Here is an 18,606-nt window from a genome sequence, read left to right on the forward strand (position 1 = left end):
TACAAACTATACAATTAAAATAATTTAACTAAATAAGGAGTGATTTACATGCAATTAAATGTCCACGAATATTTACCTATTTTAATACCACTGATTATTTTACAACTTGGCCTGGCAATTTACGCTATTATCGACGTATTAAAACATCCCCACTACAAATTTGGTAATCGAATTGTTTGGATTATTATTTGTGCTGTATTTTCTTTTATCGGACCGATTGTCTATTTTGCTTTTGGTAAAGGAGAAGATTAAATGACTTCCATGTTAACCCTGCAAAATGTAAAAAAACAATTTGGTAGTAACCTTATTCTTGATAATTTAAGCTTAACCATCCCCAAAGGCAGTATTTTTGGCTTTGTTGGTGAAAACGGAGCCGGAAAAACAACCACGATGAAGATTATTTTAGGACTTTTAGCTGCTGATAGTGGTTCTGTTACTATTGCCGGACAGACAGTAAAATACGGCGATACCACAACCAATCAAAAAATCGGCTACCTTCCCGATGTGCCCGCATTTTATGATTACCTCACGGCTACAGAATATTTAAGTTTATGTGGTCGTACGAGCGGTATGTCAAAAAGTGAACTGCAGCTGAAAATCCCCTCCTTACTAACAAAAGTTGGTTTACAAACAACAAATCAAAAAATTAGTGGCTTCTCACGGGGAATGAAACAGCGCTTAGGTTTAGCCCAAGCTCTCTTAAATGAACCGCAGTTATTAATCTGTGATGAACCAACTTCCGCCCTCGATCCATTAGGACGCAAAGAAGTATTAGACATTCTAGCAAGTTTAAAAAATGAAACCACAGTTTTATTTTCTTCTCATATTTTAGCTGATGTAGAAGCCATATGTGATCATGTGGCCATTTTAAATGACGGAAAAATCCAATTAACTGGCCCACTAGCAGAAATTAAAACAGCTCAGCCTAATCACTATGAATTACGCTTTGAAAGTCCCGCTGATACGGCTCTTTTTTTAAAGCAAAATCCACAAGACTGGCAGCAAGTCGCGCAAAAACTCGTCTTACCAAGTTTACCGCAAGAAGATTTAGGCTTACAAATTATCAAAAGAGTCGCTACATTAAACCTAGTGCCGTTGGAATTTAAACTAGTCGAGCCAACATTAGAAGCTATATTTTTAAAGGTGGTGACAAAATGAAACAACTCCAACTTTTCCTGGCTAAAGAATTTTTTGCTAATTGGCGGACTAAAAAAATTCCGATTTTATTTATCATTGCTCTTGCTGTTGGTATTTTATCGCCTTTTTTAGCCAAAATTATGCCAGATATGATGGCTTCATTACTGCCAGAAAAAATGACTATCACCTTACCTGCATCTACTTCTATTGATAGTTGGACACAGTATTATAAAAATTTGCCACAATTTCTTTTATTGGCAATCGTCTTATTATCAACGGGTATAATCAGTACTGAAGTTGAAAAAGGCACGCTTATTCCTTTTATCACAAAAGGATTATCCCGTTCTGTTTTGGTAATAAGTAAAGCACTATATCTCTTTTTTATTTGGACTTTTACGCTTTTTCTGTCGTTTGTGACCAATCTGGGCTACACTGCATATTATTTTAATGATGGCAAAAGCCCGCATCTTTTGTTACCACTTTTTGGTTTTTGGCTATATGGCAGCATCATTTTAGCCGCTACTATTTTCGCCTCTAGCTTGGCCAAAAATATGGGCCAAAGTCTTTTGATCGTCGCAGTCTTTTATTTAATTAGTAGTTTGAGTGGTATCTTTAAGAAAATAGACCATTACAATCCTTTTATCTTGGGTACTAATTCTCTTAATTGGTTAACCGGTAAAAGTGATTTTACCCCCTATTGGCCTGGTGTTATGCTGGCTATTCTCCTTATTCTTTTATTTATTGGCTTAAGTTTAGCTATTTTTAGAAAGCGGCGCTTATAAGGACTTCTTTGGTAAAAAAGCCACGTTTTCGTTACAATCTAGCTAAAGGATAAAAAGTAGGAGGAATTAATATGACCCAATTAGTGAACGTACAACAAATGAAGACCTGTGAGCAATACACCATTGACACGATCGGTATTTCTAGCATGGTCCTCATGGAAAAAGCCGCATTAGCAGTCTTTGCAAAACTAACAAATGAAAAAAAGAATGATCTTTCGCAAATTCTCATACTCTGTGGCAGTGGCAATAATGGCGGCGACGGTTTTGCACTTGCGCGTTTACTTCACCTTGCCGGCAAAAATGTTACGATTTATTTTGCCGGAAATTTAGATCATCAAACAAAAGAATGCCGACAACAATATAATATTTGCCAATATTATCAAATTCCTATTTTACACCACTTAGAAACTTTCTTAGGTTTTACAATCATCATCGATAGTTTCTTAGGAATTGGCGCTACAGGCGAGCTAAGCACAAAGGCAAAAAATGTTATCGTGCAAATAAACAACAGCAAATTACCCATCGTAGCCATTGATGTCCCTTCTGGCATTGATGCTTCAACTGGTAGCTCCCTAGGTGCATTTATTCGTGCGGACACAACAATCACCTTTCAATTTAAGAAAACTGGCTTCACCGTCTCACCAGGAAGTAACGCCTGTGGTAATTTGCACGTTGTCGATATCGGTATAAGTGATGCGCCTTTAAAATAAAAAACTTTGCGACCGCTCTTAAGCTTTATCACAATTAGAAAAGTTAATGGACTCCCTAGCCATAAGTCATAAGCAAAAATTTGCAAATCTGTCAGATAAAAAAACCAAACGCTTGACCTTTCAAGTAGCAACGCCTAAAAGTTAGTCTTTCAGACGCGCCTTTTGAAAAGTTTTACGTTTGGTTTTTTCATTATAGTGTTTCGTAAGTAATTGCTTTTGCGGTAGGAATTTCTTCATCGATAAAGTAAACTTTATACCAAGTTAGGAAAGTAAAGATTGTCCAAATTTTACGTTGTACTTCGGCTTTACCTTCGTGATGATCGTTTAATAATTTCATGATTTTTGTTTGATCAAAGAATTGTTTAGCAAAATCAGCCGTAAACAACGCTTTAACTTCTTCATAACCATGATCTTCTTTTAACCAAGCTTTAATTGGCACAGGAAAACCTAATTTTTCCCGATTTGCCCATTCTTCTGGCAAGTGACGATTAGCTGCTTGGCGGAAAGCATCCTTAGTATTGTTTTGATTCATTACATATTTTGCAGGAATGCGTTGTGCTAATTTCATCACTTCGATATCCAACAGTGGCACTCGTAATTCAAGGGAGCTGGCCATAGAAAGTTTGTCTGCTTTTAATAAAATATCTTTTGGCATCCATTGGTGGACATCCACGTATTGCATTTTATTAACTTCACTTTCAATTCCTTTTGTTTGATCAAAGTGAGGATTCATAATTTCTTTGACAGAAGGCGCATTTTGAAATTCTGGCTGCAAGTAGCTAGCCGCTTCTTGTTCTTCAAAAACTTTAGCATGGCCAATAAAGAAATCGCGTGCTGGTGCGGTTGCTTCATACAAATGAATACGACCATGGAAATTACTCATTTTCCCAAACTTGCGACCAATAGAATAGCGCATCCCTTTTGGTAATTTTTTTAATCCTTGGGCAAAAACGCGTACCATTTTAGAGTTGGTATGGAAACCATATGTTTGGTAACCGGCAAATAATTCATCTGCTCCTTCCCCTGATTGTACTACCCGAACAGATTGTGAAGCTAGGTTCGCCAAGAAATAAAGGGGTACACAAGATGGGTTGGAATCTGGTTCATCTAGATGATATTGAATTAATGGAAATGCCTTAAAGGACATATCGCCATCAATAACAGCTGCTGTATTGTTTAAGTCCAACATTTTGGTTAACTTGCGTGCTTCAATCGCTTCGTTGTAGGTCTTGTCATCAAACCCAATTGAAAAGGAATGATCCGGACGTAAAACCGAAGTCACATAACTTGAGTCAACCCCACTCGATAAAAAGGCTCCCACTTCAACATCGGCAATCCGGTGAGCAGCAATTGAAGCTTCAACTGTCTTATCAATTTCTTCTACCCATTCTTCTTTTGAATGGTCATCTTTTTTCGTAAAGTCAGCATCCCAATATTCTTTAATTGTTAGTTTACCGTCTTTATACGTATAATAATGTCCTTCTGGTAAACGGTAAACATTTTTAAAGAATGTTTCACCGTTTAATGGTGAATATTGGAAAGTCATATAAGGTTTTAAAGCGGCTGTATTTAGTTCTTTGTTGAAATCTGGATGAGGTAAAAAGCTCTTGATTTCTGAACCAAACATAAACGTACCATTCATTTCAGCATAATAATACGGTTTAATACCAAAATGATCGCGGGCACCAAATAATTCTTGTTTTTCAATATCCCAAATGGCAAAAGCGAACATTCCCCGTACTTTTTGTAAAAGTTCAGCACCCCATTCTTCGTAACCATGCAATAATACTTCTGTATCTGCATGCGTGGAAAAAACGTGTCCAGCGGCAATTAATTGTTCTCTCAAAGGTTGAAAATTGTAAATTTCACCATTAAAGATAATAACCTTGCTACGATCTTCATTATAAATAGGCTGTGAGCCGCCCTCTAAGTCAATAATTGACAACCGACGAAATCCCAACGCTACATTTTTATCTGTATATTTACCAGAACTATTAGGACCACGGTGGACGATGCGATCCATCATATCTTCAATAATTTCTTGTTTTTGATCCTTGCTATTCACAAAGCCGACAATGCCACACATATTTTCACGTCCTATTATTAAAATTTCATTTTCTACAAACCAGGACTTATCATAACATAAAATTAATAATCCTACGACTGAATTTACCAAATGCCCTTTTATCCAAAAAAGTTTTTTACTTTCTCTTAATATTTTATAAAAAATTAGCCCGCCGTCTTAAAAGCAGCATGTATTTTCTACTAACTTTATTGCTTTTTTTCACACTTATGGCGTGTGGACTTTTGCAGTCAAGCTATTGACTTTAATTGCAATCACCGCTGTGGCATTTAGCGCTTTGTTAGGGATTACCACTTCTTTTTTCGGGTCATAATGCGTGACAATTTTTTGTAACGCCGCTCTCTTTTTCTCTTCATCGGTTAAAACCAATACCTCCCCGGTCCCAATTATGCTTTGGTAGGCATAAGAATAGGATTGTCTTTTTTCATCTATGAGCAGTTGCTGCCCACAGTCCATTTCAAAACCAATCTTATTATTTTTAGCCAGCAACGCCAATTTTAGCCCTGTCTTTGCACCATGAATAAAAAGCGTCAAATCATTTTCTCCTGACCATTCATAACCAAAATTAACGGGCACAATATAAGGGTAGTCTGCTTGCGTCATTGCCAAACGTAAAACCAAACATTGGGCCACTATTTGCTTTATTGTTGCTACTTCTGTAACTTCGCGATCTTTTCTACGCATAATTGCCTCCTGTTTTCTTTCTATTATATAGATATCTAACACTTTTAGTGAAATAAAAAAAGACCAAAATGAGTTTGGTTAAAGTTTTATTTTCCCGCCATGCACGAAAAAATGTGTGCGGTATAAAAACTATCACTTCTCATTTAAGTCTTTCATTTCAAATTCACTTCATTTACCACTTCAAATCTCTGCAGCAACAGGTTTTAATTCAAAAATAAATTTGAAATCTCGTTGTTGTATATCACCACTGTATGTCAAATCGTATTCGTGGGCTAAGACGTTAACCGTCTGCCCACCCAAACGAATCACTGCATTTCCCACCAAAGCCAAACTGGTGTACATCTCTTTAGCTATGCCGTGAGCATCATTGTTACGTTTGGCTAACTTCATCAACAGCTCGGCACTATTGCAGTCATCTCCAGATTGCAACACAGAAGTAATCATTTTAGATGCTTTAATAAATGGAAATAATGGCACAACACTAATTAACAACATAAATGCAAGTTTTCCTTTCACCACAATTCTCTCTTCATTTCCTGTAATGGCGTCTTTAAGCTGTTTAAAATCTGAATACTCTGCTTGCGATAGCGGAACATTGGCAAAAGCATTGAAATATCGCAAATCATCTTTCGTCAAATCCGTTTCTATCTGATTTTCTTTGTGATTCATTTTAATCCCTCCTTAATTATTTTATGCCACTTTTTCTATTTTTATTTTAACACTTTTTTAATCATTCGCAAATAAATTACCAACAACCTTATTTCAAAAAAAGTAAAAATAAAAAAAATCGTAAAAAAATTTTACATAAAGCAACGAAAAAAAAGGAGCAAATAGCGCTCTAATTCCTCATCACAAATAATTAAATAAAAAACAAGCTGCTACATTAAAACTATAATTTCCATCTGATTTGTTATTTTGAAAAACGGTACTAAAAAGCAAGCATATCACAAACACTTTTGGCAAAGCATTTGTTTTAATAAACCACCCTAACACGTTCAAATAAAAGGTTGCAAAAGATTATAGTCAGTAAAAAAACTATATAAACATATCTTACGACAAAAAACGCTAGGCAAAAGTCAAAATAACTTTTGCCTAGCGCAATCTTTAAGGAGAGTACGGGATTTGAACCCGTGCACCGGTGTAAACCGGCTCGCTGGATTTCGAGTCCAGTGCATTACCACTCTGCCAACTCTCCATGGGCTACTTCTTTTATTTTCGTCAAAATTGAAAAAAAGTCAATTAAGATGTACCTCATAAAAAAAACGCGAATTAACTGTCATGGACTACTCCTTTTAAAAACAGCCTGCCTTTGAAAGAAAAAGTATTATGAACAGCTAAGACGCATCTTTCTTTTATAAGCGTGATTTTTCACTAGTAAACTAGCCTTCCCCATTAAAAATTTTTTCTGGGGCCTCCATTTTCAAAATACCATCAACAGCAGATTGAATTAATTCACCAATTTGTTCTTGAGAAGGGTGAATAATACCAGAAGACATCAAAGAAGCAATTCCTGTCACTGTGATCCAAGTCCCATCATGAAGTGCTTTGATGTACTCGTCAGACAAGTCAGCATATTCTGGGCAATTTGCCACCATATTTTTGAAGTATTCATATGAAAACTCGTGCATCATTTTGCCACCGCCATATTCATCAACAAATAAGGCAACATACAAATTACGATTTTCTTGGGCAAAATTAATGTAATTCAAACCCAAGTCAACAATTTGATTTCCTGTATGCTTAATTGGAAAGACATTTTCTTGTAAATCCCGCATAACTGTTTCAACCAAAGTGTTTTTAAGATCTTGCATATTTTTAAACTCTAAATAAATCGGCTGGGTTGAAATCCCCATTTTTTTAGCAATGTTACGGGCTGTAAACTTACTGAAGCCATCTTTTGAAATAACTTCATAAGCGGCTTTCAATATTTGATCTTTTGTATAAACCTTACGACGCATAGAAAGTCACCTCTCCTTTATAATAACATTTATCATTCATAAGTTTATTGTAAACAAAAATAGAATTTTTGGGAAATGATATACCTCAAAAATAGTTATCTATCTTAAAGAAAAAAATTCGTACGATAACGAGAGATACCAAATTAACCAACAGTTCACAATAAATTTATGACATAAAATATCTTAAAAAGATAATAAGACATTTCACAAACTATTACAACCGTTATTTTTATTAAATCTATATTAATTTATTTTAAGCTAAAACAAAAATTTCTCAATTTTCTGATATTTCTTTATCAGTGTTTTTGAATAAAACGGCAAAAAAACTTTTCACCTAATAAAAATTAAAAGCAATTCAAACAACGAAATGATAGAATAGAAGCAACTTTACAAATGAGGTAAACAAATGAAAGAAGAGCTTGTTTTAAGTACCTGTCTTATGGCGGGTAAAATTATGATGGAGAATGGTTCAGAAGTATATCGTGTAGAAGATACGATGAATCGAATCGCAGAAAATGCTGGGATTTCTAACACTGTTAGTTATGTTACGGCAACTGGCCTATTTATGAGTATACGTAATTCTTCTTTTTCTCAATTAGAAGAGGTACATGAACGTTCCATCAACTTAGAAAAAATTGTCGCCGTCAATCATCTTTCCCGCGAATTTGCAGCTAAAAAAATTACTTTAAACGAGTTAAATGCACGACTAAAACGTGTGAACTGTGACACACCGAGTTTTTCTTTACTTTGGCAAGTGCTGGCAGCAGGTTTTGTTAGTTGTACTTTAATGTATATCTTTGGCGGGACATGGCAAGATTTTATCTCCACGTTTTTTATTGGCTGTCTTGGATTTATCGCAGGAATTTATGTAAAAAAATGGTTACAAATGCGTTTTTTAGATATGTTTGTTGCAGCTTTTGTTATTGGTGCGTTGGCTATTTCATGTGTAAAGCTGGGATTAGCCAGCAATGTTGACCACATTATAATCGGAGCGGTAATGCCTTTAGTCCCTGGTGTAGCCATCACGAACTCATTTCGTGACATTTTATCAGGGGATCTGCTAAGCGGGGTTGCTCGGGGGATTGAAGCTTTATTTATTGCGGCTGCTATTGGTGTTGGAATTGCGACCACGCTGCTTTTATTTGGAGGTGGTATCGCATGATCTTATATGGCATTCATTTTTTCTTTAGTTTTATCAGTACTGTAGCTTTTGGTATTATCACTAATATCCCCAAACGTTCCTTATTAGCAACAGGCTTAACCGGTGCCATCGGCTGGATGGTGTATTGGTTATTACGACAAAACGCGCAGGGATTAGGCTTTTCTAACTTTGTCGCTGCCATTGCGATTGGCTGTTTCAGCATCTTTTTTTCACGGCGTCTTAAAATGCCGATGATTATTTTCAACATCCCCAGTTTGGTGCCGCTAGTTCCAGGCGGTCCTGCTTATCAAGCCATTCGTGAATTGGTGTTAGGTGATTCTGCCAAATCGTTAGATAATCTAAAAATTGTCATTATGACTGCCGGTGCGATTGCCGCAGGCTTTATGATAACATCACTCGTTGAGACACTGGTGTTTAAATTTAATCCTCCTATCAAAAAAAGATGAGACAAAAGTTAGTTTACTTTTGTCTCACCTTTTTTATTACGGCTATACCAGCAGACGTGGGCCATTTTATTACAAATAAATGGCGTTTAAATCGTGGTTTTTATCACAACTTTATTTTAGCGAATAATTAAAACTGAACAACTTGCTCCTTTTGCGAGTAAAGCAGCTTGACTTCCTAAAACTAGTGGGGCATGACTTGGTTTACTTTTGGAACCGCAAATTAGTAAGTCTGGTTTTACCGCGGGTAAAACTTTATCTAAAATAACTGTTGCCGGTGTTCCTTCATCGACCACAACCGTTGCCTCTTTTACTCCTTTGGTTAATGCTTGTTTACGATAGTTTTCCGCTATTGCAATTGTATCTTGCTTATGCAGCGCAATTGTTTCAGGCGTTAGATACTCGTACACATTCAAGCGATTAATTTCGAAAATAGTTGTAATCGTCAAAGAGGCTTGATGCTCCATTGCGTATGTTAACGCATATTCAAAAGCTTTTTTTGAATCATTCGAATCATCTACTGCTACTAAAATACACTTAAAAGTATTCATTACTCCTCACCTTTCTACCCATTTGCACCTGTTAATGTGCTGTAGATTAAAAACAGATTTAAAACGGTCAAAACAATAGCGATCACCCAAGCTAAAATTTTCATCCATGTTGGGTTAGCAAATCGACCCATGATTTTTTTATCACTCGTATAAATTGTTAATGGAATAATTGAAATCGGTAAGGCAATACTCAAAAAGACTTGCGTATAAAGTAGCAAATCTTCAACTGCAGATTCTCTACCACCATATAAAATGACACAAATAATAACGGGCACAATTGCTAACAAACGTGTTACTACTCGACGCATCCACAATGGCATCTTCAAATTAATGAAACCTTCCATCACAATTTGCCCTGAAAGTGTTCCGGTAATAGTAGAATTTTGACCAGAAGCAAGTAACGCAACAGCAAAGAGCGTACTTAAAAGTGGACTTGCGATATTTCCTACGATACTTGGATCTTTTAAAGCATCATATAAATCAACAAATTTTCCTAAATCACTGTTTGTCCCATAAAATAATGCTCCACCTAATACTAATAATAAGCAGTTGACTACAAAAGCTACAGTCAGCTGAATGTTGGAATCCCAAGTGGTAAATTTAATTGCTCTGGCTTTTTCTTCCTCATCGTTGCGGTCAAATTTACGGGCTTGTGAAATAGAGGAGTGCAAATATAAGTTGTGGGGCATAACAGTTGCGCCGACAATCCCCAATGCCAATAAAAGCATCGATTTATCGGTGGCAATTTTGGGATCTGGAATAAAACCACGTAACACTTCACCAAGCTGCGGTTGTGCTAACGCAACTTCATAGGCAAAAACCATGAAAATAACTGCGATTAAAACTGCAACAATCGCTTCAATCTTTCGAAAACCTAGTTTCGTCAATAATAGCAATAATAAAACATCCAATGTAGTAATTAAAACCCCTACGATTAAAGGTAGACCAAATAATAACTGTAATGCCACCGCACCACCAATTACTTCGGCGATATCCGTTGCCATAATCGCTAATTCAGTAATAATCCATAAAACAAACCCGGTCTTTTTCGATGTGTGTTCCCGTGTTGCTTGGGCTAAGTCGCGTCCGGTAACAATTCCTAATTTTGCTGCCATACTTTGTAACAGCATTGCAATCAAACTCGATAATAAAATGACACTTAACAAAGCATATTTGTATTCTGCACCACCAGCAATTGAAGTAATCCAATTACCAGGATCCATGTAGCCTACAGCTACTAAAGCACCCGGGCCACTATAAGCGAGCAGTGTGCGAAAGAAACTAGCGTTTTTAGGAACCTCAACTGTATTATTGATTTCCTCTAAGCTTGGTCCATTTGCGTATTCAATTAATTTTTCTTTTTTATGACTCATTTCATCACTCTTTTCTATGCAACTCAATTATTTTTTAGGTTAACCGAAACTTTTGACAAACTGAGTGTACACCTATTTTTTTTAGCTGTAAACTAGAAACACATTTAAAAAGCAACAAATAATCTTTAATTTTTATAAATCAGCCTTCAGTAGGATAGCTTTTCTTATTAAAAGCTCTTATAATACAGTTGGTTCAAACTTATTAGCCAACTTACAAATTTGTTTGTTCTTTGTCAGTCAAAACACAGGGCAAATAAAAAAATTCCTTGTATAATATTAGTATATCAAACAAAGGAGATGAGACCATGAGTATCGCTCTTTCTCGCAAAATTATTAATACGATTTCTGTTATAGGCATTTTAGTTTCAATTGCCTTAACGATATATTTTATCAATTTAGGTGTCTTTAAAGATATCAACGCTCTAAGAGGATTAGTCGGTGACTCGATTATTTTAGGTCCGATCATCTTCATTCTCTTACAAATTTTACAAGTTGTCATTCCGATTATCCCCGGCGGTATTTCTAGTGCCGCAGGCGTGTTGATCTTTGGACCTTTTGCTGGTTTTGTTTACAATTATGTGGGCATTTGTATCGGTTCAATCATTATTTTCCTTTTAGGACGCCGTTACGGGAAACCATTTATTTTAAGCATGATCAGTGACAAAACTTATAATAAATATATTGGCTGGTTAGATAATCAAAGCCGCTTTGAAAAATTGTTTGCCCTAGCCATTTTCTTACCTGTTGCGCCTGATGATGCCCTTTGTTTAATGGCTGGTCTTACCAATATCTCAGTTAAAAAATACGTTTGGATTATTTTATTAGCAAAACCACTATCTATTTTCTTATACAGCATGGCTTTAATTTATGGCGGTTCATTTTTGACTGGACTGCTTGGCTAGAAATAGAAATGCCCCGCTTAGATTAAATCTGAGTGGGGCATTTTTATCTGCAATTTAACTTTTACCCGCTCTATTTTCTTTGTTGAAAGTTGTTTTTCCGCTACAATAGAGATAGGTGATGAAGATGAAGTATTTAAAAGAGTCAGTAAAAAATACCTGGGATTTTTTAGTCAAAACAAATGTTTACTTTCGTGATGTCTTATTAATGCATGGCTTCATTTTATTTGTTGTCATTCCCCTTTTAAGCAGCTCAACCAAATTTATTTTAAAACGCGGTGCGATTCATTATTTATCCTATGATAATTTAGGTGAAATTGCGACACAACACCCAGCAGTTACTTTTTTATTAGTGGTCATCTTGCTGCTGATTTTATTGTTGGTTTTCTTTGAGTTTACCTTTTTACTTTTAAGTGTGTACTTCATTGAGAAAAAGCAACCCGTTTCGTTGAAACAGCTGTTACGGATGACGATGATTCAGTTAAAAAAATTGCGGCCTAGCGTTTTTATCTTTTTTCTTTTTTACTTTTTACTAATTTTACCCATCGGTGGTTTGAGCTTTAATTCTGATTTATTAGCACGCATTAAAATTCCTGCTTTTATTATGGATTTTATTTTTACCAACCGTTTGTTAATTATCTCAGGTTTTGTTTTGGGCTATCTTGTTCTTATTTATATCGGTATTCGTTTAATCTTTGCTTTACCAGAGATGATTTTACGTGATCGTCCCTTTAGAGATGCCTTTAAGGAAAGTTTTTTGATTACAAAACGGCGCTTTTTTGCCATTATTGGTCGTTTTTTATTTATTGGTGGTGCAATTTTACTAATAACCGGGCTTAGCTTTACCATTGTGGTAGGAGCACAAGCCTTGATTGAAGAATTTTCCCCCGACTATGCGTTAATTAGTGCAGTTTTTGCAATGACGTTGCTCCAATTTTTTTTACTTGTCAATTTGGTTTTATCAACGGTTGGAATTTTTTATATTATTATCGATTTTATGAACGACGAAGGCTTCTTGCCAGAAATCCCTAAATGGTTTTATCAAGAATCGTTACCTAATCCGCACCTTGAAGGAATTAAAAATGCCTTACTCATTTTAATTGCAGTCTTTTTTGGAGTTGGTGTTAGCTTGTACAACATGGATTATCTCAATCAAGAAATTACGAAAATTCCACTTACAATTTCCCATCGTGGCGTAGATGATGGCAATGGTGTTCAAAATAGCTTGGCTTCTTTACAAAAAACCAGTCAAAGCCAACATCCTGATTATGTCGAGATGGACGTCCAAATGACAAGTGACCATCAATTTGTTGTTATCCATGACTTTAATTTGAAAAATTTAGGGGGTGTCAATCAAGCACCGGAAAAAATGACCCTTGCTGAAATTCAAAAAGTGACTTTAAAAGAAAATGGTCAAACTGCGCAAATCCCTACTTTTGATTCTTATCTGGCGGAAGCAAAACGCCTGAACCAAAAATTATTAGTCGAAATTAAGACGCAACAAAAAGATACTGCGCCAATCGTTCAAGTTTTTTTGAAAAAATATCAAAATGAAATTGTTTCAAACCATCATATGCTGCAAAGTCTATCTTTTTCAATTGTTGAATCCTTGAAAACACAGGTACCTCAACTTACTGTTGGCTATATTTTACCTTTTAACGTGGTAGGACCACCAATTACAAAAGCAGATTTCCTAACGATGGAATATTCGACGATTAATCATAATTTCATTTCCTCTGCTAAAGAAGATGGCAAGAAGGTTTTTGTCTGGACGCCAAATAGTAGTGAGGATATGAGTCGGATGATTTTTTACGAAGTAGATGGCATTATTACTGATCAAATGGCTACGTTAAATCAAACTATTAAAGATGCACAAACTAAAGTCACTTATTCTGATAAGCTATTAAACTTTGTTATCGGAGTTGGTTAAGTAAATAAGCTCAAAAGCCGTTTTGAAAAGTTCTATCTTAACCGTACAGATTGCTTTTAAAGCAAAAAAAGGCAGCTGCGCCAAAAGTCAAACTAACTTTGGCGCAGCTGCCTTTTTAATTATGAAATACAGCAATCATACTGTACTCAATTTTTAAAATGACAATTCCTGTTTTCCTAGTCGTGACTAGAAAGTTGTCATTTATTAGGCTACAACCGCAATATCTCGGATATCTTCATAACGTACCAACAAACGATTTTGCGCTTCAATCACTTTAGGTCGATCACAACGCTCACATTCTGTAACTGAAATCAAGACTGTATTCGTATATGTATGTTCGACAAAGCCAGCGACTTCGCTCGTTAATCCGACTGGTTTGCATAAGTATGTTTTCCCAACTTCTACTTCCATTAATAACACCTCCCTCACTTAATTTCAGGTATATCATAACAGAAAAAATTAAATTTGAAAACGCTTTTTGTTTATTTTTTTAATTTTTCCCACTCTTTTACTTTCGATATAGACCAAAATTATTTTTTTATCAATTTTACTTCTAATATAATTTATTCTCTTTTTCACTTCATAATAAAAAGCTCAAAATAAAGCTACTTATCCAGATATTAATTTTTTCTCAAGCTGTCTTCCAACTTCATTTCTCACTTTCAATCAAAACCAATACCAATTTATAAATGAAACAATATTAATAGAGATTATGGTAAAAGAAGAATGTTTTTTTCAAAAATTAAATTAGAAAACACTTTTTAAAAAATAACTATCGCTATAAATAAAAACAACACGAAATTTATTTCTTTTAATTTGAACACATCTTCTCTTTTTTTGTATATAGGGCCTATCTTTTTACAGCCGCCCACTTTATTACTATAATTAACTTTATAGAAAGGAGATGAAAAAATATGGCTTTATTCAGAAAATGCTTTGGTGAATTTATGGGCACTTTCATGTTGGTTTTTGTCGGAACCGCCACTGTTGTTGTTGGTAAAACAGATCCACTTGCAATTGGTTTAGCATTCGGGTTGACGATTACTATTATGGATTTAGCAGTCGGTCACGGTGCGTTGTCAAATGGCTTGTTTAATCCTGCTGTTACCATTGCAATGGCAATTAACAAACGGGTTTCTTGGAAAGATTCAATCTTTTTTATCATTAGTCAATTTGTTGGTGCTATCGTCGCTTCATTCTTTGTCGGTATCTTTGGCAAAGCGTTGAAGGTTCCTGCTGGTTCTTACGGTCAAACAGACTTTAGTGAAATTAGCGCAGGTATGGCATTTGGTGTCGAAACACTAATTACCTTCTTATTTATTTTTGTTATTATTATGGCTACTAGTAAAAAATATGGTAGTGGTGCGTTAGCATCTTTTGCCATCGGTCTTGTCTTGGCACTGTTAATTATTGTTGCCTTAAACTTAACGGGCGGATCTCTAAATCCTGCTCGTAGTTTTGGTCCGGCAATTTTTGCTGGTGGTACTGCTTTAAGTCACTACTGGGTATACTTATGTGCACCGGTTGTCGGTGGCGTATTAGCGGCATTAGTCACACAATTTTTAGGTAGCGAAGAAGAAGCTTAATCTTCCTGCTAAATAAAATACTAAACAGTTCCCATTGGGAGCTGTTTTTTTAATAGTATTATCGCTATCTTTTTTAAAACTACAACAAAAAATTTAACACTTTTTAGCCGAAATGAAGGTTCAGAATTAGTTTTTAGCTGCTAATTTTAGTTTGATTTTAGTTTGTTCATTATTAATTTTACATGATACATGTAAGATATTTTTTTACTTGAATTTTTTCTTTGAACTTCTTTCATGCAGGATTGTGCAAAAACCTTTATAATGATGAAAGAACATTTTAGATGAGGTGAAAAAAATGGAAGAATTCGAAGGGCTGCTAGTAAAAACTGTCCTTTTACAAGAACAACCTATGCGCCTATCCTTAATCAAATTGGCTAAAGATGGTGAAATTACCGAAGGAATTATTAAAGATCGCTATCTTTCTAACTATATTTTTCGATTACCTAATAATAAATACACACTAAAAGTCACTGGCAAACGCAACCAACGCAATCAACTGGTTATTAAACATATGCAAATAAAAAATGTCGATGACTACATTAAAGTTATTGGCACGCCAGAATAATTTGAAACGGTCTTTATAAACGTAAAGCTCCCAAGCCTAACATTGCGGCTTTGGGAGCTTTTTTTATTCGTATGATTTAAAACTTCACAAGAATTAAAGTATCCTGTTAGTTAGTATCTACTTGATATTGGCTACTTTACTCAGCATCACTCAATCACAGCCAAGGCTGCTTGCGGAATATCGTTTTTTTTGACTTCTTCATAGGTTTTGACAAAAGCCCCTTTATTTTCCAATTTCAAATAGTGACCCTTTTTTAATTCTGAGATTCCTGAAAATTCAATTGTGCGTTTATTACCTTTTTCATCAGCAGCCACTTGACGATAACGAGCCGTTCCGTATCCATTTACTTCTTCAGGCTGCGTAGTCTTCACATAGACATTCCCCTCTTTAACAAAAGGATTCACACGATCAACTATTTGAGCAAACTCCCCAGAAGCATCATCTGAAAATACTACCGCGCCCCCAATTAACACACCTAAAATTACGGATACGCCTACTACACCTTTGATTAATCGTTTTAACATATATTTACAACTCCTTAAATTGTTTTTCTTGATGTATTTATCATAACGGGTTGCAAGTAGAGAAGTATCGTACTTTAGACTTAGTTTTCCTAACACAATTGTCACCTCTGGGATAACTTTGTAAGATTTAAGGAGGAATTAAGTTTTTTAGCGATCTTTAGTTTATTCTTTTAGTGGGCGAGTTTTGGTGTTTTATTCAAAGGTAACTTGCGACGATAAGTTGTCTTTTTTTGAGAGGCAGGTTTTATTCCTGTCGTCCACGTTATTTGCTTTTGGCATCACGATTTATTAACATCAAAAGCTGCCGCTAGAATCAAATGCATTCAAGATGACAACCTAAAGATCTGATCGATAAAATATAAAACACGGTTTGTAAATCAAATGATATTTTTTTCCTCTATTTTAGCTACTGATACTTTTTCTTCAATCTGTTACACTAATTAAAAACTTATGTTTGGAGCGATTTAGAATGATTACATCTACCCTTTCGTATTATCCCGGTAAAAAAGTAGTTAAAGATTTGGGCATTGTATACGGTTTTGACGATAAACTACGTCCAGTTCGAGCTGTTGCCGCTGTCTCAACATATCTAGATCAAGCGCTAAAAGATATTGAAAAAAGTGCTGAGATACTGGGAGCAAATGCTGTTTTAGGAATAAGCTTTGCGCTAACCGATAAAGCATTACCAACCGTAATGGGTACAGCAGTTGTTTTAGAAGATGCGTAGTTACTCGTTAATTGCTCAAAAGCTCGTAACCAGACAAAAAAAGACGACTGCATTTTTGCAGCCGTCTTTTTTGTCTTCTGATTATAGACGTTCGTTCAATTCTTTTGATAATTCTTCAAAGCCAGGTTTTCCAAGGAGTGCGAACATGTTTTTCTTGTAGGCTTCTACTCCTGGTTGGTCAAATGGGTTAACACCATTTAAGTAACCTGAAATACCAACAGCGATTTCAAAGAAGTACATTAAATAGCCTAATGTGTATGCATCCATTTCTGGAATTTTTACTAATAAGTTTGGCACATCACCATCTGTATGGGCTAATAAAACACCTTCAAAGGCTTTTGTATTCACAAAGTCAACTTCTTTACCTTGCAAGTAGCCTAATCCGTCTAAATCTTCTTTTGTTACGGGGATTTTCACTGATTTACGTGGTTTTTCAACTTTAACTACCGTTTCAAAAATATTGCGGCGTCCTTCTTGAATGTATTGCCCTAATGAGTGTAGATCAGTTGAGAAGTTAGCACTAGAAGGATAAATACCTTTTTGGTCTTTCCCTTCAGATTCGCCGAATAACTGTTTCCACCATTCAGAGAAATATTGCATACCTGGTTCGTAGTTAATTAGTAATTCAGTGACTTTACCTTTACGGTACAAAATATTACGCATAGCGGCATATTGATAAGCTTCGTTTTCTTCTAATTTATCCGAAGCATAATCGTTAGACGCATCTACTGCACCTTGCATTAAAGCGTCGATGTCGGCGCCACTAGCAGCAATTGGTAATAAGCCAACCGCAGTTAAAACAGAAAAACGTCCGCCAACATCATCTGGAATTACAAAAGATTCCCAGCCTTCCGCATCAGCTTCAACTTTAACCGCACCTTTTTCTTTATCTGTTGTAGCGTAAATACGTTTGTTTGCTTCGTCTTGACCGTATTTATTAATTAATAATTCTTTGAAAACACGAAATGCAATAGCTGGTTCTGTTGTCGTCCCAGATTTTGAGATAACGTTAACTGAGAAATCACGATCGCCAATAACTTCAATTAAATCAGCCAAGTAAGTTGAAGAAATTGAATTGCCGGCAAAGAAAATTTGTGGAGCTGACTTGTCATTTGCATTCATGTAGTTGTAAAATGAGTGATTTAGAAAATCAATGGCAGCACGAGCACCTAAGTATGAACCACCAATCCCAATAACGACTAATACTTCTGAATCAGATTTGATTTTTTCTGCCGCTTTTTTAATGCGAGCAAATTCTTCTTTGTCATATTCTGTTGGCAAGTTAACCCAACCGATGAAATCACTTCCAGCACCAGTGCCGTTACGCAACGCTTCATGGGCTGCAGTGACTTGACTTTGCATGTAGCCTAATTCATGTTCATTCACAAATGGTGCTACTTTTGAATAGTCAAATTTAATATGTGACATTTAAGCTCCTCCTTGAAATGGATAAATTTAATACATGTATTACTTTACGTTTTTTATGCTTTTT

General features: G+C 35.5%; 20 protein-coding genes and 1 tRNA gene. 11 read left to right on the forward strand and 10 right to left on the reverse strand.

Features of this window, described 5'->3' with window-relative positions:
- The first annotated feature begins 48 nt into the window (after positions 1-48).
- From K4422_RS02730 to K4422_RS02745, 4 genes are all read left to right on the forward strand, one after another.
- Positions 49-252 carry a PLD nuclease N-terminal domain-containing protein gene (locus tag K4422_RS02730; RefSeq protein ID WP_206904599.1) on the forward strand — a complete coding sequence of 68 codons (204 nt, stop codon included), beginning with the start codon at positions 49-51 and terminating at the stop codon, positions 250-252.
- Entirely contained in the window at positions 253-1,158 is a 906-nt protein-coding gene (locus tag K4422_RS02735) for an ABC transporter ATP-binding protein (protein ID WP_230709025.1), read from the forward strand. It abuts the gene before it with no gap.
- The gene (locus K4422_RS02740; protein ID WP_206904605.1) at positions 1,155-1,919 is read left to right on the forward strand and encodes an ABC transporter permease; all 765 of its coding nucleotides are present in this window, start codon (positions 1,155-1,157) and stop codon (positions 1,917-1,919) included. Before K4422_RS02735 ends, K4422_RS02740 begins: the two co-directional genes overlap by 4 nt.
- A gap of 71 nt (positions 1,920-1,990) precedes the next feature.
- Entirely contained in the window at positions 1,991-2,629 is a 639-nt protein-coding gene (locus K4422_RS02745) for an NAD(P)H-hydrate epimerase (RefSeq protein ID WP_230709027.1), read from the forward strand.
- A gap of 190 nt (positions 2,630-2,819) precedes the next feature.
- Here the strand turns inward: K4422_RS02745 and asnB are convergent, their stop codons facing one another.
- From asnB to K4422_RS02770, 5 genes are all read right to left on the reverse strand, one after another.
- Positions 2,820-4,715 carry an asparagine synthase (glutamine-hydrolyzing) gene (gene asnB, locus K4422_RS02750; RefSeq protein ID WP_230709502.1) on the reverse strand — a complete coding sequence of 632 codons (1,896 nt, stop codon included), beginning with the start codon at positions 4,713-4,715 and terminating at the stop codon, positions 2,820-2,822.
- A gap of 204 nt (positions 4,716-4,919) precedes the next feature.
- Entirely contained in the window at positions 4,920-5,396 is a 477-nt protein-coding gene (locus K4422_RS02755; RefSeq protein WP_230709029.1) for a pyridoxamine 5'-phosphate oxidase family protein, read from the reverse strand.
- A 180-nt stretch (positions 5,397-5,576) separates the two neighbouring features.
- Positions 5,577-6,065: a hypothetical protein gene (locus K4422_RS02760; RefSeq protein ID WP_230709031.1), complete on the reverse strand. Its 489-nt coding sequence runs from the start codon at positions 6,063-6,065 to the stop codon at positions 5,577-5,579.
- 438 nt (positions 6,066-6,503) lie between these two features.
- Positions 6,504-6,591, reverse strand: a tRNA-Ser gene (locus tag K4422_RS02765).
- Positions 6,592-6,775: 184 nt separating this feature from the next.
- A complete protein-coding gene (locus tag K4422_RS02770; RefSeq protein ID WP_206904619.1) occupies positions 6,776-7,354 on the reverse strand; it encodes a TetR/AcrR family transcriptional regulator in 579 nt (192 codons plus the stop codon).
- A gap of 406 nt (positions 7,355-7,760) precedes the next feature.
- On the opposite strand from K4422_RS02770, the gene K4422_RS02775 reads away from it, so the two are divergent.
- Together K4422_RS02775 and K4422_RS02780 are read left to right on the forward strand one after the other, a co-directional pair.
- Positions 7,761-8,516, forward strand: coding sequence for a threonine/serine exporter family protein (locus K4422_RS02775; protein WP_230709034.1), 756 nt, complete (start codon positions 7,761-7,763; stop codon positions 8,514-8,516).
- Positions 8,513-8,962, forward strand: a complete 450-nt coding sequence (locus K4422_RS02780) for a threonine/serine exporter family protein (RefSeq protein ID WP_230709036.1) — start codon at positions 8,513-8,515, stop codon at positions 8,960-8,962. The genes K4422_RS02775 and K4422_RS02780 overlap by 4 nt, the downstream gene beginning before the upstream one ends.
- Positions 8,963-9,078: 116 nt before the next feature.
- Here the strand turns inward: K4422_RS02780 and K4422_RS02785 are convergent, their stop codons facing one another.
- Together K4422_RS02785 and K4422_RS02790 are read right to left on the reverse strand one after the other, a co-directional pair.
- Positions 9,079-9,510, reverse strand: coding sequence for a universal stress protein (locus K4422_RS02785; protein WP_230709039.1), 432 nt, complete (start codon positions 9,508-9,510; stop codon positions 9,079-9,081).
- 14 nt (positions 9,511-9,524) lie between these two features.
- A complete protein-coding gene (locus K4422_RS02790) occupies positions 9,525-10,883 on the reverse strand; it encodes an Nramp family divalent metal transporter (protein ID WP_230709041.1) in 1,359 nt (452 codons plus the stop codon).
- A 305-nt stretch (positions 10,884-11,188) separates the two neighbouring features.
- Between K4422_RS02790 and K4422_RS02795 the strand changes: the two genes are divergently transcribed.
- Both K4422_RS02795 and K4422_RS02800 read left to right on the forward strand, forming a co-directional pair.
- Positions 11,189-11,785, forward strand: a complete 597-nt coding sequence (locus K4422_RS02795; RefSeq protein ID WP_206904635.1) for a TVP38/TMEM64 family protein — start codon at positions 11,189-11,191, stop codon at positions 11,783-11,785.
- Positions 11,786-11,909: 124 nt separating this feature from the next.
- Positions 11,910-13,712, forward strand: a complete 1,803-nt coding sequence (locus K4422_RS02800; protein WP_230709505.1) for a glycerophosphoryl diester phosphodiesterase membrane domain-containing protein — start codon at positions 11,910-11,912, stop codon at positions 13,710-13,712.
- 204 nt (positions 13,713-13,916) lie between these two features.
- Here K4422_RS02800 and K4422_RS02805 read toward each other — a convergent pair whose 3' ends face one another.
- Positions 13,917-14,123, reverse strand: a complete 207-nt coding sequence (locus K4422_RS02805; RefSeq protein ID WP_206904641.1) for a hypothetical protein — start codon at positions 14,121-14,123, stop codon at positions 13,917-13,919.
- Between the two features lie 503 nt (positions 14,124-14,626).
- Between K4422_RS02805 and K4422_RS02810 the strand changes: the two genes are divergently transcribed.
- Together K4422_RS02810 and K4422_RS02815 are read left to right on the forward strand one after the other, a co-directional pair.
- Positions 14,627-15,298 (forward strand): MIP/aquaporin family protein, encoded by a 672-nt coding sequence (locus tag K4422_RS02810; RefSeq protein ID WP_206904644.1) that lies wholly within the window; start codon positions 14,627-14,629, stop codon positions 15,296-15,298.
- 295 nt (positions 15,299-15,593) lie between these two features.
- On the forward strand, positions 15,594-15,863 hold the full coding sequence (locus K4422_RS02815; RefSeq protein ID WP_016171648.1) for a hypothetical protein: 270 nt from the start codon (positions 15,594-15,596) through the stop codon (positions 15,861-15,863).
- A gap of 146 nt (positions 15,864-16,009) precedes the next feature.
- Here K4422_RS02815 and K4422_RS02820 read toward each other — a convergent pair whose 3' ends face one another.
- Positions 16,010-16,387: a YxeA family protein gene (locus tag K4422_RS02820; protein ID WP_230709043.1), complete on the reverse strand. Its 378-nt coding sequence runs from the start codon at positions 16,385-16,387 to the stop codon at positions 16,010-16,012.
- Between the two features lie 469 nt (positions 16,388-16,856).
- Between K4422_RS02820 and K4422_RS02825 the strand changes: the two genes are divergently transcribed.
- Positions 16,857-17,114 carry a heavy metal-binding domain-containing protein gene (locus K4422_RS02825; RefSeq protein WP_206904649.1) on the forward strand — a complete coding sequence of 86 codons (258 nt, stop codon included), beginning with the start codon at positions 16,857-16,859 and terminating at the stop codon, positions 17,112-17,114.
- Positions 17,115-17,195: 81 nt separating this feature from the next.
- Here the strand turns inward: K4422_RS02825 and K4422_RS02830 are convergent, their stop codons facing one another.
- The gene (locus K4422_RS02830; RefSeq protein WP_230709045.1) at positions 17,196-18,542 is read right to left on the reverse strand and encodes a glucose-6-phosphate isomerase; all 1,347 of its coding nucleotides are present in this window, start codon (positions 18,540-18,542) and stop codon (positions 17,196-17,198) included.
- Between the last annotated feature and the right edge of the window lie 64 nt (positions 18,543-18,606).

Source organism: Enterococcus sp. SMC-9 (genome assembly GCF_021011285.1).
Taxonomy (GTDB): domain Bacteria; phylum Bacillota; class Bacilli; order Lactobacillales; family Enterococcaceae; genus Enterococcus_C; species Enterococcus_C montenegrensis.